The 13,203-nt window shown below is 57.2% G+C and carries 12 protein-coding genes; 11 read left to right on the top strand and 1 reads right to left on the bottom strand.

Annotated elements, in window-relative coordinates; all coding sequences use genetic code 11:
- The first annotated feature begins 11 nt into the window (after positions 1-11).
- From atpA to glmS, 7 genes are all read left to right on the top strand, one after another.
- Positions 12-1,556 (top strand): F0F1 ATP synthase subunit alpha, encoded by a 1,545-nt coding sequence (gene atpA / locus AAEZ03_RS09145; protein ID WP_048373556.1) that lies wholly within the window; start codon positions 12-14, stop codon positions 1,554-1,556.
- 50 nt (positions 1,557-1,606) lie between these two features.
- Positions 1,607-2,467 carry a F0F1 ATP synthase subunit gamma gene (gene atpG, locus AAEZ03_RS09140; protein WP_048373555.1) on the top strand — a complete coding sequence of 287 codons (861 nt, stop codon included), beginning with the start codon at positions 1,607-1,609 and terminating at the stop codon, positions 2,465-2,467.
- A 27-nt stretch (positions 2,468-2,494) separates the two neighbouring features.
- Complete coding sequence (atpD, locus tag AAEZ03_RS09135; protein WP_017135118.1) at positions 2,495-3,871, top strand: F0F1 ATP synthase subunit beta; 1,377 nt, start codon at positions 2,495-2,497, stop codon at positions 3,869-3,871.
- Between the two features lie 53 nt (positions 3,872-3,924).
- Positions 3,925-4,344, top strand: a complete 420-nt coding sequence (locus AAEZ03_RS09130) for a F0F1 ATP synthase subunit epsilon (protein ID WP_371924508.1) — start codon at positions 3,925-3,927, stop codon at positions 4,342-4,344.
- A 112-nt stretch (positions 4,345-4,456) separates the two neighbouring features.
- Complete coding sequence (gene glmU, locus AAEZ03_RS09125; protein WP_350577914.1) at positions 4,457-5,824, top strand: bifunctional UDP-N-acetylglucosamine diphosphorylase/glucosamine-1-phosphate N-acetyltransferase GlmU; 1,368 nt, start codon at positions 4,457-4,459, stop codon at positions 5,822-5,824.
- 348 nt (positions 5,825-6,172) lie between these two features.
- A complete protein-coding gene (locus tag AAEZ03_RS09120) occupies positions 6,173-6,940 on the top strand; it encodes a DeoR/GlpR family DNA-binding transcription regulator (protein ID WP_350577911.1) in 768 nt (255 codons plus the stop codon).
- A gap of 9 nt (positions 6,941-6,949) precedes the next feature.
- On the top strand, positions 6,950-8,785 hold the full coding sequence (gene glmS / locus AAEZ03_RS09115; RefSeq protein WP_350577908.1) for a glutamine--fructose-6-phosphate transaminase (isomerizing): 1,836 nt from the start codon (positions 6,950-6,952) through the stop codon (positions 8,783-8,785).
- A 143-nt stretch (positions 8,786-8,928) separates the two neighbouring features.
- Here the strand turns inward: glmS and AAEZ03_RS09110 are convergent, their stop codons facing one another.
- The gene (locus AAEZ03_RS09110) at positions 8,929-9,840 is read right to left on the bottom strand and encodes a bifunctional GNAT family N-acetyltransferase/nucleoside diphosphate kinase regulator (RefSeq protein WP_262124129.1); all 912 of its coding nucleotides are present in this window, start codon (positions 9,838-9,840) and stop codon (positions 8,929-8,931) included.
- 219 nt (positions 9,841-10,059) lie between these two features.
- Between AAEZ03_RS09110 and AAEZ03_RS09105 the strand changes: the two genes are divergently transcribed.
- The 4 genes from AAEZ03_RS09105 to AAEZ03_RS09090 all read left to right on the top strand — a co-directional run bounded on the left by AAEZ03_RS09105 (position 10,060) and on the right by AAEZ03_RS09090 (position 13,110).
- Positions 10,060-10,425 carry an avidin-fold protein gene (locus AAEZ03_RS09105; protein WP_153334512.1) on the top strand — a complete coding sequence of 122 codons (366 nt, stop codon included), beginning with the start codon at positions 10,060-10,062 and terminating at the stop codon, positions 10,423-10,425.
- Between the two features lie 168 nt (positions 10,426-10,593).
- On the top strand, positions 10,594-11,094 hold the full coding sequence (locus AAEZ03_RS09100; protein ID WP_053225304.1) for an RNA polymerase sigma factor: 501 nt from the start codon (positions 10,594-10,596) through the stop codon (positions 11,092-11,094).
- Between the two features lie 68 nt (positions 11,095-11,162).
- The gene (locus AAEZ03_RS09095) at positions 11,163-12,149 is read left to right on the top strand and encodes a FecR family protein (RefSeq protein WP_178118210.1); all 987 of its coding nucleotides are present in this window, start codon (positions 11,163-11,165) and stop codon (positions 12,147-12,149) included.
- 280 nt (positions 12,150-12,429) lie between these two features.
- A complete protein-coding gene (locus AAEZ03_RS09090; RefSeq protein ID WP_048388213.1) occupies positions 12,430-13,110 on the top strand; it encodes a class II aldolase/adducin family protein in 681 nt (226 codons plus the stop codon).
- Positions 13,111-13,203 lie beyond the last annotated feature (93 nt).

The following is a 13,203-nucleotide window of genomic DNA, read 5'->3' as shown; positions in this document are numbered from 1 at the left end:
GCAGCAGAGCAATGCAGCAACTCAATCCTTCCGAAATAAGTGAAATTATCAAGGGCCGCATCGACAAGCTCGATGTGACCTCCCAAGCCCGTAACGAAGGCACTGTCGTCAGCGTATCTGACGGTATCGTGCGGATTCACGGTCTGGCCGACGTAATGTCCGGCGAGATGATCGAGTTTCCGGGCGGCGTCTTCGGTATGGCCCTCAACCTGGAGCAAGACTCCGTAGGTGCCGTAATTTTGGGCGCTTACCAGTCTCTGGCTGAAGGCATGAGCGCCAAGTGCACCGGCCGCATCCTGGAAGTTCCTGTTGGTAAGGAACTGCTGGGTCGCGTAGTCGACGCACTGGGTAACCCAGTTGACGGCAAAGGTCCTCTGGGCAACACCGAGACCGACGCGGTCGAGAAAGTTGCTCCAGGCGTGATCTGGCGTAAGTCGGTAGACCAGCCTGTACAGACTGGCTACAAGGCTGTCGATGCCATGATCCCTGTCGGCCGTGGCCAGCGTGAGCTGATCATCGGTGACCGTCAGATCGGTAAAACCGCTCTGGCGATCGACGCGATCATCAACCAGAAAGACAGCGGCATTTTCTGCGTCTACGTAGCCATCGGTCAGAAGCAATCGACCATCGCTAACGTGGTTCGCAAGCTGGAAGAAAACGGCGCACTGAAAAACACGATCATCGTGGCTGCCAGTGCTTCTGAATCGCCTGCGCTGCAATACCTGGCTCCTTACGCCGGTTGCACCATGGGTGAGTTCTTCCGCGACCGCGGTGAAGACGCGCTGATCGTTTATGACGATCTGTCCAAGCAAGCAGTGGCTTACCGCCAGATTTCCCTGCTGCTGCGCCGTCCACCAGGCCGTGAAGCTTACCCAGGCGACGTGTTCTATCTCCACTCCCGTCTGCTGGAGCGCGCATCGCGCGTTTCGGAAGATTACGTAGAGAAGTTCACCAATGGCGCAGTGACCGGCAAAACCGGTTCCCTGACCGCATTGCCGATCATCGAAACTCAAGCTGGCGACGTTTCCGCGTTCGTTCCGACCAACGTGATTTCCATCACCGACGGTCAGATCTTCCTGGAATCGGCCATGTTCAACTCGGGCATCCGCCCTGCAGTGAACGCCGGTGTTTCGGTATCCCGTGTGGGTGGTGCCGCTCAGACCAAGATCATCAAGAAGCTCTCCGGTGGTATCCGTACCGCTCTGGCTCAGTACCGTGAACTGGCCGCATTCGCCCAGTTCGCTTCTGACCTGGACGAAGCGACCCGTAAGCAACTTGAGCATGGTCAGCGCGTTACCGAGCTGATGAAGCAGAAGCAATACGCCCCAATGTCGATCGCTGACATGGCGTTGTCGCTGTATGCCGCTGAGCGTGGGTTCCTGACTGACGTCGAAATCGCCAAGGTCGGCAGCTTTGAACAAGCGCTGATTGCTTACTTCAACCGCGATCATGCCGACTTGTTGGCCAAGATCAACGTGAAGGGTGACTTCAATGACGAAATCGACGCTGGCCTGAAAGCCGGTATCGAGAAGTTCAAGGCCACCCAAACCTGGTAAGCCGCAGCGGGAGCCGCAAGGCTCCCGCTTGCTAACCTGATAGGTGTTACATGGCAGGCGCAAAAGAGATTCGCAGTAAGATTGCGAGCATCAAAAGCACGCAAAAAATTACCAGCGCCATGGAAAAAGTGGCGGTCAGCAAAATGCGCAAGGCACAAATGCGCATGGCTGCTAGCCGTCCTTATGCGGAGCGCATCCGCCAGGTTATTGGGCATTTGGCCAACGCCAACCCGGAATACCGCCACCCGTTCATGATCGACCGCGCAGTTAAGCGTGTGGGTTATGTGGTTGTGAGCAGTGACCGTGGTTTGTGCGGTGGTTTGAATACCAACCTGTTCAAGGCCCTGGTCAAGGACATGGCGGTAAACCGCGATAACGGCGTCGAGATTGATCTGTGTGTTGTTGGTAGCAAGGGTGCGGCCTTTTTCCGTAACTTCGGCGGTAACGTCGTTGCAGCTATCAGCCACCTGGGTGAAGAGCCGTCGATCAATGATCTGATCGGCAGTGTGAAGGTGATGCTGGATGCGTACCTGGAAGGCCGGATTGACCGCCTGTCCGTGGTATCCAACAAGTTCATCAACACCATGACCCAGCAGCCAACCGTGGAGCAATTGATTCCACTGGTGGCGACCCCGGATCAGGAACTCAAGCACCACTGGGACTACCTCTACGAACCAGACGCCAAAGAGCTGCTTGACGGCTTGATGGTGCGTTACGTGGAGTCGCAGGTGTACCAGGCGGTGGTCGAGAACAACGCAGCTGAACAAGCGGCGCGGATGATCGCGATGAAAAACGCTACCGATAACGCCGGTGATCTGATCAGCGATTTGCAGCTGGTCTACAACAAGGCGCGTCAGGCTGCGATCACCCAAGAGATCTCGGAAATCGTCGGCGGCGCTGCCGCGGTTTAACGGTTCAAATATTCAGAGGATCCAGCTATGAGTAGCGGACGTATCGTTCAAATCATCGGCGCCGTTATCGACGTGGAATTTCCACGCGACAGCGTACCGAGCATCTACAACGCGCTGAAAGTACAAGGCGCGGAAACTACTCTGGAAGTTCAGCAGCAGCTGGGCGACGGCGTAGTTCGTACCATTGCGATGGGTTCCACCGAAGGCTTGAAGCGCGGTCTGGACGTAGTCGACACTGGCGCAGCCATCTCCGTACCGGTCGGTAAAGCGACCCTGGGCCGGATCATGGACGTACTGGGTAACCCGATTGACGAAGCTGGCCCGATCGACACCGAAGAGCGTTGGGGCATTCACCGTCCAGCACCTTCGTTCGCCGAGCAAGCTGGCGGCAACGATCTGCTGGAAACAGGCATCAAGGTTATCGACCTGGTTTGCCCGTTCGCCAAAGGCGGTAAAGTCGGTCTGTTCGGTGGTGCCGGTGTAGGCAAAACCGTAAACATGATGGAACTGATCCGTAACATCGCCATCGAGCACAGCGGTTATTCCGTGTTCGCCGGTGTGGGTGAGCGTACTCGTGAGGGTAACGACTTCTACCACGAGATGAAGGATTCCAACGTACTGGACAAAGTAGCGCTGGTTTACGGTCAGATGAACGAGCCGCCGGGTAACCGTCTGCGCGTAGCACTGACTGGCCTGACCATGGCTGAGAAGTTCCGTGACGAAGGTAACGACGTTCTGTTGTTCGTCGACAACATCTACCGTTACACACTGGCCGGTACTGAAGTATCCGCACTGCTGGGCCGTATGCCTTCGGCAGTAGGTTACCAGCCGACCCTGGCTGAAGAGATGGGCGTTCTGCAAGAACGTATCACTTCGACCAAGGAAGGTTCGATCACTTCGATCCAAGCGGTATACGTACCTGCGGATGACTTGACCGACCCGTCGCCAGCGACCACCTTCGCCCACTTGGACGCCACCGTCGTACTGTCCCGTGACATCGCTTCCCTGGGTATCTACCCAGCGGTCGATCCACTCGACTCGACTTCGCGCCAGCTGGACCCGAACGTGATCGGCCAGGAGCACTACGACACCGCTCGCGGCGTTCAGTACGTGCTGCAGCGTTACAAAGAACTGAAGGACATCATTGCGATCCTGGGTATGGACGAGCTGTCGGAAGCCGACAAGCAGTTGGTAAACCGTGCTCGTAAGATCCAGCGCTTCTTGTCGCAGCCGTTCTTCGTGGCTGAAGTCTTCACCGGTGCTTCGGGTAAATACGTTTCCCTGAAAGACACCATTGCTGGCTTCAAAGGCATCCTCAACGGTGACTACGACCACCTGCCAGAACAAGCGTTCTACATGGTTGGCGGCATCGAAGAAGCGATCGAGAAAGCCAAGAAACTGTAATTCGGGCGCCCGGAAACGGGCGCTAATCAGGTTGAGGCAATCAGATGGCTAATATGACAGTCCATTGCGATATCGTCAGCGCGGAAGGAGAAATCTTTTCCGGTCTGGTTGAGATGGTGATTGCGCACGGTGCACTGGGTGATCTTGGTATCGCTCTGGGTCACGCTCCGCTGATCACCAGTCTGAACCCAGGTCCGATCCGCCTGATCAAACAGGGTGGCGAAGCCGAGGTGTTTTACATCTCTGGTGGTTTCCTCGAGGTTCAGCCGAACATGGTCAAGGTGCTTGCCGACACCGTGCAACGTGCTGCCGACCTGGATGAAGCCTCTGCTCAGGAAGCCGTTAAGGCTGCCGAGAAGGCCCTGAACGAAAAAGGCGCAGATTTCGATTACGGATCTGCTGCCGCACGTCTGGCCGAGGCTGCAGCTCAGCTGCGCACCGTCCAGCAAATCCGCAAGAAGTTCGGCGGTTAAGCCGTTGCTGATTGTGTGATTGATTAAAAAGGGTAGCCTCGGCTACCCTTTTTTCATTTCCGCGAACTACTTTTGGTCGCATTCGCTGACCACCCAGGATTGGTAGCCAGTCATGTCTCTCGATATCGTTATTCTCGCCGCAGGCCAGGGCACCCGCATGCGTTCGTCCCTGCCCAAGGTCCTTCACCCGGTGGCCGGCAACTCCATGCTTGGGCATGTTATCCACAGCGCCCGCCAACTTAAGCCGACCGGTATTCACGTGGTTATCGGCCATGGTGCCGAATTGGTCCGCGAGCGTTTGGCTGCTGATGACCTGAACTTTGTGCTGCAAGACAAGCAACTGGGTACCGGCCACGCCGTGGCGCAAGCCTTGCCATTTTTGACCGCCGAAAATGTGCTGGTGCTGTACGGCGATGTACCGTTGATCGAAGTCGACACCTTGCAGCGCCTGCTCAAGCAAGTGAGCCCGGAGCAACTGGGCCTGCTGACCGTGAACCTGGCTGACCCGACGGGCTATGGCCGTATCGTGCGTGATGCCACCGGCAAGGTCAGCGCCATCGTTGAGCATAAAGATGCCACCGATGAGCAACGAGCCATCACCGAAGGCAATACCGGCATTCTGGCTTTGCCGACCGCTCGCCTGGCTGACTGGATGAGCCGTCTGTCGAACAACAATGCTCAGGGCGAGTATTACCTGACTGACGTCATTGCCATGGCGGTGAGTGATGGCTTGGTAGTGGCCACTGAACATGCCCATGACCCGATGGAAGTGCAGGGCGCCAATGACCGTAAACAGCTCAGCGAGCTGGAACGTCATTACCAGTTGCGTGAAGGCCGTCGACTGATGGCACTGGGTGTAACCCTGCGTGACCCGGCCCGTTTTGATGTGCGCGGTGAAGTGACCGTCGGTCGCGACGTGCTGATCGACATCAACGTGATTCTTGAAGGTCGCGTGGTGATCGAAGATGACGTGGTGATTGGTCCGAACTGCGTGATCAAAGACAGCACCTTGCGCAAAGGTGCGGTGGTCAAAGCCAACAGCCACCTTGACGGTGCGGTACTGGGCGAGGGCAGCGATGCGGGTCCTTTCGCGCGCTTGCGTCCGGGCAGCGTGCTCGACGCCCGCGCCCATGTGGGTAACTTTGTTGAGTTGAAAAACACCCACCTGGGTGAAGAAGCCAAGTGCGGCCACCTGACCTATTTGGGCGATGCCGAAGTAGGCCCGCGCACCAACATCGGGGCCGGTACCATCACCTGTAACTACGACGGTGCCAACAAGTGGAAAACCGTGTTGGGGGCTGATGTGTTCATCGGTTCCAACAACTCGCTGGTAGCGCCTGTGGATATCTCTGATGGCGCCACCACCGCGGCCGGTTCGACCATCAACCAAAATGTTGAAGCCGAGCAATTGGCCGTGGGCCGTGCCCGCCAGCGCAACATCGATGGCTGGAAACGCCCGGTGAAACAATCGAAGTCGTAAGTTAACTCCCCACTGTAGGAGCGAGCTTGCCTCGCGATCTTTTGACCCATCAAAAGATCACAGCCTTCGGCTCCTCCTACAGAACAGTTATCCACAGCTCGAATTGATTGTTTTGTTACAAATTTAAGTCATCGTATAACTGTTTTAAATCAATGACTTACCCAAAGACTTATCCATCACCTGTGGATAAGGCTTTGTTTTATCTGCTCTTTATTGCCCGCCAAACCCCCGCCCGCAGGGGACAAAAGTGAGTTATTCACAAAATAATCTGCAACAAATTCTTGACGTGAATTTCGAGATCGGGTTTCATTGCTTTCGTTATCTTTCGAACCGAAACTTAGAGCCAACATGTCGAAGCGCAACACCCCCCAACGCAGACACAACATCATGGCCTTGCTCACCGAGCAGGGCGAAGTCAGTGTGGATGAATTGGCCAAGCGCTTCGAAACCTCCGAGGTCACCATTCGTAAGGATCTGGCGGCACTCGAAAGTAATGGCTTGTTACTGCGTCGTTATGGCGGCGCCATCACCATGCCGCAAGAACTCGTGAGTGACGTCCCTCAGCCTGTTTCCCTCTATAAGCAAGCCATCGCCCTTGTGGCCGTCGGCCTGATTAAAGAACACGCGCGGATCATCATCGACAGCGGCAGCACCACGGCGTCGATGATTCCGCAACTGGGCCTGCAACCGGGCCTGGTGGTGATGACCAACTCCTTGCACGTGGCCAACGCGCTCAGTGAACTTGAGCACGAACCTGTGCTGTTGATGACCGGTGGCACGTGGGATCCGCACTCCGAGTCCTTTCAGGGACAGGTGGCGGAGCAGGTGCTGCGCTCTTACGACTTCGACCAATTGTTTATCGGTGCTGACGGGATCGACCTGCAGCGTGGAACAACAACTTTTAACGAGTTGTTGGGTCTGAGCCGGGTCATGGCCGATGTCGCGCGTGAAGTGATTGTGATGGTCGAGTCCGACAAGATCGGCCGCAAAATACCCAACCTGGAACTGCCCTGGGGCAGCGTCCATACCCTTATTACAGATGATCGCCTGCCTAAAGAGGCGCGCGAACAGATTCAGGCCCGGGGTATAACACTGTTATGCGCCGCCCTCGATTAGGAGAAATTTATGTGTGGAATCGTTGGCGCAGTCGCCGAACGTAATATCACGGCCATTCTGCTCGAAGGCCTGAAACGTCTTGAGTACCGTGGCTATGACAGCGCCGGTGTTGCCGTGTTTACCAACAACGGTACGCTGGAGCGCACGCGCCGTAACGGCAAGGTGTCTGAACTGGAACAAGCCCTGGCCGGTGAACCGCTGGTGGGCCGTCTGGGCATCGCCCACACCCGTTGGGCCACCCACGGTGCGCCGTGCGAGCGCAATGCGCACCCGCATTTTTCGGGCTCGGATCTGGCCGTTGTGCACAACGGCATTATCGAAAACCACGAAGCCCTGCGCGAACAGCTTAAAGGCCTGGGTTACGTGTTCACCTCGGACACCGATACCGAAGTCATCGCCCACCTGCTGCAACACAAACTCAAAGAACAAAGCGATCTGACCGAAGCCCTGAAGGCCACGGTTAAAGAGTTGCACGGTGCATACGGCCTGGCCGTGATCAACGCCAAACAACCTGATCGCCTGGTTGCTGCCCGCAGTGGTAGCCCGCTGGTGATTGGTCTGGGCCTGGGCGAAAACTTCCTCGCGTCCGACCAATTGGCCCTGCGCCAAGTGACTGACCGTTTCATGTACCTGGAAGAAGGCGACATCGCTGAAATCCGTCGTGACAGCGTGCAAATCTGGGATGTGGACGGCCAGACCGTTCAGCGTGAAACCGTGCAATACCGCGACGGTGCCGAAGCGGCCGATAAGGGCGAGTTCCGTCACTACATGCTCAAAGAAATTCACGAGCAGCCAAGTGTTGTCCAGCGCACCCTGGAAAACCGTCTGGGTCAGGACCACGTTCTGGTTCAGGCCTTTGGCCAAAACGCCAAAGAACTGTTCGCCAAAGTGCGCAACGTTCAGATCGTGGCCTGCGGTACCAGCTACCACGCCGGTATGGTTGCCCGTTACTGGCTGGAAAGCCTGGCCGGCATCCCGTGCCAGGTCGAAGTGGCGAGCGAGTTCCGCTACCGCAAAGTGGTGGTTCAGCCAGACACCCTGTTCGTGTCGATCTCACAATCGGGCGAAACCGCTGACACCCTGGCAGCACTGCGCAACGCCAAAGAGCTGGGCTTCCTTGGCAGCCTGGCCATTTGCAACGTCGGCATCAGCTCGCTGGTTCGTGAATCTGACCTGACCCTGCTGACCCAAGCCGGTCGTGAAATTGGCGTGGCATCGACCAAAGCCTTCACCACCCAATTGGTCGGCCTGCTGCTGCTCACCTTGTCCCTGGGCCAAGTGCGCGGCACCCTCGAAGCTGGTGTTGAAGCGCAACTGGTTGAAGAACTGCGCCGCCTGCCGACCCGCCTGGGTGAAGCCCTGGCGATGGACGCCACCGTTGAGAAAGTCGCTGAACTGTTCGCCGACAAACACCACACCCTGTTCCTGGGCCGCGGTGCGCAGTACCCGGTGGCAATGGAAGGCGCGCTCAAGCTCAAAGAAATCTCGTACATCCACGCTGAAGCGTACCCGGCGGGCGAACTGAAACATGGCCCGTTGGCACTGGTGGACAACGACATGCCGGTGGTCACCGTTGCGCCGAACAACGAACTGTTGGAAAAATTGAAATCCAACCTGCAAGAAGTTCGCGCCCGTGGTGGTGAGTTGGTGGTGTTTGCTGACCAACAAGCCGGCATGAGCAACGGCGAAGGCACCCACGTGATCAACATGCCGCACATCCACGACGTGCTGGCGCCGATCCTCTACACCATCCCGCTGCAACTGCTGTCTTACTACGTGGCCGTGCTTAAAGGCACCGACGTGGACCAGCCGCGCAACTTGGCTAAATCGGTGACGGTGGAATAAGTATTTCCACGGCATTGGGTGAACACATTCAACCCGCACCCAGCGGGTTGAATGTTGAGCATTGAAACTTCCACGAGCCAGCCAGGCCCAAAGCGTGCGAAAACCTTCGCGCCTGTTGGATCAACACGCAGTAAAAGCCCCACTTAAAGGTGGAAGTGACCCGCAGCCTCCGGCTGGTAAAGCACTTTCCTGATTTCTATCCGGCGGGTCCTGTCAGATATTCGCCAGTCAATGGCGTCCCCTTCCTGATAACCCAGGATGGCGGCACCGATGTCGGAATAAACAGAATGTTTTCCGCTGCTGCTGTCGGCGTCTTCGGGGTAGACCAAGGCCACTTCGATCTCTTCGTCGTCCAACTGCAGCAAGGCTCTGGAGTTCATCGTGACGACATTGGATGGCACCTGCTGCGGCTTGACGACAATGGCACGCTCAAGCTCATGTTCGAGCTCAACGACGGCGGGGCCTGGTTCGAGCGCGATCAGTTGTTCGAGCCTGGCCTTGTCGATTTCAGTAATGAAGATTTTGGTGGCGTTACTCACGGCACCTTCGCGCAAGAGCTGGAGATAGCGTCCCGCCGCCATGGAAAATGACTTCAATGTCGGCGTTTCGCTCTCAAGCACAAAGCCGCTGCGCACAAAGGCTTTGAGCGAGCGCGTGTTGTCCGGATGGATCTTGGCGATGAGCTTCTTGGCCCGCATGTCGAGGAAGGCCAGTTTCATGCCTTCCTGGATCGTGCGGGCGCCAAGGTTGCGGCCCCATTTGTCGCTGTCTCCGATGACCAGGACTATCTCGCAATCCGGGCCGGTTTTGATCAGACGGACAAAGCCGACCGGAGCGTCATGCCTGTCAAAGGCCATGAAGAACCGGCCGCCCTGGTTGAATAGATGAGTCAGGATCGGCAGTTGTGTCCGATCAATGGCGTGCCCAATGGAGCGCGAAACATGACGAGAATCGCTCAGGTAGCAGGTGACACGTTCATCCTCCAACCAATCCATCAACGTCAGCGCGTGCGCCCGAGTAATTTCAGGGCACAGCGAAATGAAAGGCTTGTTCATCTTGACCACACTTATTTGTTAAGGATGGAAGCCCTTCATGGCCAGAGTCATGACGGTTCTTCGGCAACCGGCCATTTTATGGCATGACGCCTGTAAAGCCGAATCCAAAGCCGCTTTTGGGGGATGGCTACGGTTTTTTGGTTGTTTTACACAATTCTTAAGTTCAAACCCTTCGACCCACTTTATGCAGACCGCAGGCAATCAGGAGCTCGAAAATTGATGGACAGCACCTTTAAAAACATCAGCCAACGCATGAACAATCGCCGGTTCGCCGTGGCGAGTAACGCCAGCGGGTTATCCGACGCCAGCACGGTGTTTCACTACCACGTCGATGGCAATGCGATCACCGGGACTTACCAGGGCGGGCATATCCGCACGGGGCATTTGGTCGGTCGCGCTACCGGCCCCGACAGCATCGAGTTGCTGTACCACTGCCTGACCGCAGAGGGCGAGTTGCTGGCCGGTTGGTCGCGGGGCACGGTCGGTGTGGATCACGCCGGGCGCACCACACTGGAGTTTGTCTGGGGCTGGTTATCGGGTGCGACCGGGGGCGGGGAGTCGAGTTACGTTGAGCTGGATGCGTGAAGCGTTATGAGCTAAATCAACACGTCTAGGCCAAACAGTTATTTCATATCTAAAAAAATGCTCGTTAGGCTATAAAAACCGGGCCGCCGGATATGTACTTTTCATTTTCCGATGGCCGGTTCTGCCTGCTCCAGCAGGAGCCGCATCGCACTGACGATGCCGTGATTAATGAGCAATAAACTCTTAAAAAATATAAATCCGATTTACACCGACTTCTATAAATCCATGGACCGTGACAGCAGCTCTCGCCAGGATGCCGGGGATATTGCGCAGGCCAGTGTTGAGCGGTTGCTCAAGTTGCCCGCTGAGCAAGAGGTTCGATCACCTGCGGGGTTGCTTCGGCAAATCGCCCGTAATTTGAAGATCGACCTTGCGCGGCATCGTCGGCGCTTGCCTATGGAATCTTTGGAGTCGCGGGTGGATGCCGAGTCGTTGCCGGCGCTGTCCCACGACATCGACCCGGAGCGCATAGCCCTGGGCCAGGAGCGGGTGGAGCTATTGTCCAAAGCCATCGACAGTATGCCGGCGCGCTGCCGCGAGGCGTTTATCCTCTCGCGCATCCACGGTCTGGCGCACAACGAGGTTGGCGCCAGCATGGGCATTTCGCCTAGCATGGTAGAGAAGCATGTGGCGCTGGGTTTAAAAATTTGCCGGGAGTTTATGGATTAATGCGCGTGCTGAGGTGGGTTACTTGTCTTTCATTGCTGCTTTGCTAGCACTCTAATCAGGCGATGAACTTGCCTTTAAATGACTCGGATTACGTTAATCGCTTACTGGCGCGCAGCCGTTGCGGCGACCCACAACGCGAAGCGGACGCTCGCCTGGAATTAGAGCAGTGGGTGGCCGTGAGTGACGACAATCGGCGCTGCTATGAAGCCCAGCGGCAAACCGTCATCGCGCTGGATGCCTCACTCGACAGTTTGCGCCAGCGTTACCCGCGCCACCTGGCCCCGGCGTCTGCTGCGCAAGCCCCGGCATTGGCAGTTCGCACACCCCGCCGTGGCTGGGCCTGGCCTACATGGAGCAGTGCGCTGGTGTTGCTGCTCGGGGTTGGCCTGACCTTGTGGTGGGTCAATCCGGTGTTGTCCCAGGGCGAATACGTGACCGGTTTGGGCGAGCACCGTGAGGTATCTCTCAGCGACGGCAGCCGGGTGCAGCTCAATACCAATACCCATCTGGATTTTGTGCGCAGGCTGCGCTCGCGAGAGGTGCAACTGGTCCAGGGTGAGGCGCTGTTCGAAGTCACTCACCAGGTCAATATCCCCTTCGAAGTCACCTCTTTGGACACCCGGGTGCGGGTGCTTGGCACGGTGTTCAACGTGCGTCAGTGGCAGGAGGGTAACCAGGTCACTGTGCTTGAAGGGCGGGTTCGGGTGACGCCGGACCACGAAGCCGATTCGTTGCAAATCACCCGTGGCCAGCAGTTGCGCACGCGGCATGGATTGTTTGTCGATGGCATCCGCGATGTGGACGCCACCCAGGCGGTGAGCTGGCGTGACGGGCGTCTGGTGTTTTCTGGCGAGACCCTGGCCGAAGCGGTGACCGAACTGCAACGCTACCGCAGCGGGCGTATTCGTATTCATGACAGCAAGCTGGGGGCGTTGCGCATCAGTGGGTCGTTCTCATTGGCCAAGCCCGATGAGCTGCTGCATTTGCTGCCGGAGTTGTTTGCGCTGAATCTGGTCATCAATCCTGACCAGAGTGTGGATATCCGCGCCCGTTAACAGCTCCGGCCCGTCTTCGACGCCGCGCTGTCGCGCAGCAAACAGGCCAGCGAGTATCTTCAGCATTCCCCAATCGGTTCCCTCTCCTTCGGGAGAGGGCTCTTAGGTCAAAAGCCAGATCAAAAGATCGCGAGCAAGCTCGCTCCTACAGGGCCATAACAATCAATGACTTATTTTATGTTTGATTAGAGTTTGCACAGCCGACCTGAGGCAATCCGCTGATTAAACGTCCCTGAATCAAGGGGGGTAATTTCACCCCCCTGAACCTTCAGGAACCGTTATGACCCTTCAAGAATCCCGGCCTGTCTCTGACCCTTTGCTGGCGTTGCAACAATTTGAGCAAGCCTTCGCCCAAGCACGCCAATTGCTGATCGATACGCAAACCCTTTCGCCGACCCATGCGGGCAATATCAGCCTGCGTGTAGGGGATCAAGAGAAGCTGTTGATTGCTTCTCTGGCTGGCCCTGACGCCGGCACGGCGGTCCTGCTGGATTTCGATTTGCGCACGCACCAAGGCACGTTGTCCGCCAATCTGCAGGAAGTCGCAGCGCTGCACGTGGCGATATTGCGCGAGCGCCCACAGGCCACGTCAGTTATCCACACCCACTCGCTGTACCTCACCGCCCATGCGATTGCCCGCCGCCCGTTGCGCCCGTACAGCTCCGGTCTGTTGGGCCTGCTGCGTGAAGACCAGCAGATCCCGGTGAGCGAGTGGGGCCCGCGTTACGCCTCGCAGCCGGTGATCGATTTGCTGCGCGACGACACCACCGCGCCAGCGGTCTTGCTCGCCAACCACGGCCCGTTCGCCTGGAGTGAAAAGGGCGTGCTGGGGGCTGCGCGTTTGCTGGTCGCCCTGGAAGATGCCGCCCACCTGGCACTGCTCGCCGAACAACTGGGTGGCGCCCAGGCATTGCCCGCAGGCGCTGCCGAGTTGGCCCGTCGCGGTTGGCAAGCGCCCTGAGCACGGGCATATATAAAGATCAAAATGATCTTATCGATTGTTGTTTTATAACCTGAGGCTGTTTGAAACCTGGACGTCATTTGTTTCGAGGAC

The organism is Pseudomonas sp. HY2-MNA-CIBAN-0224 (genome assembly GCF_040310285.1).
Classification (GTDB): Bacteria; Pseudomonadota; Gammaproteobacteria; order Pseudomonadales; family Pseudomonadaceae; genus Aquipseudomonas; species Aquipseudomonas helleri.
Note: the sequence above shows the minus strand (reverse complement) of the source record. Positions and strands in the feature narration are given on the sequence as shown.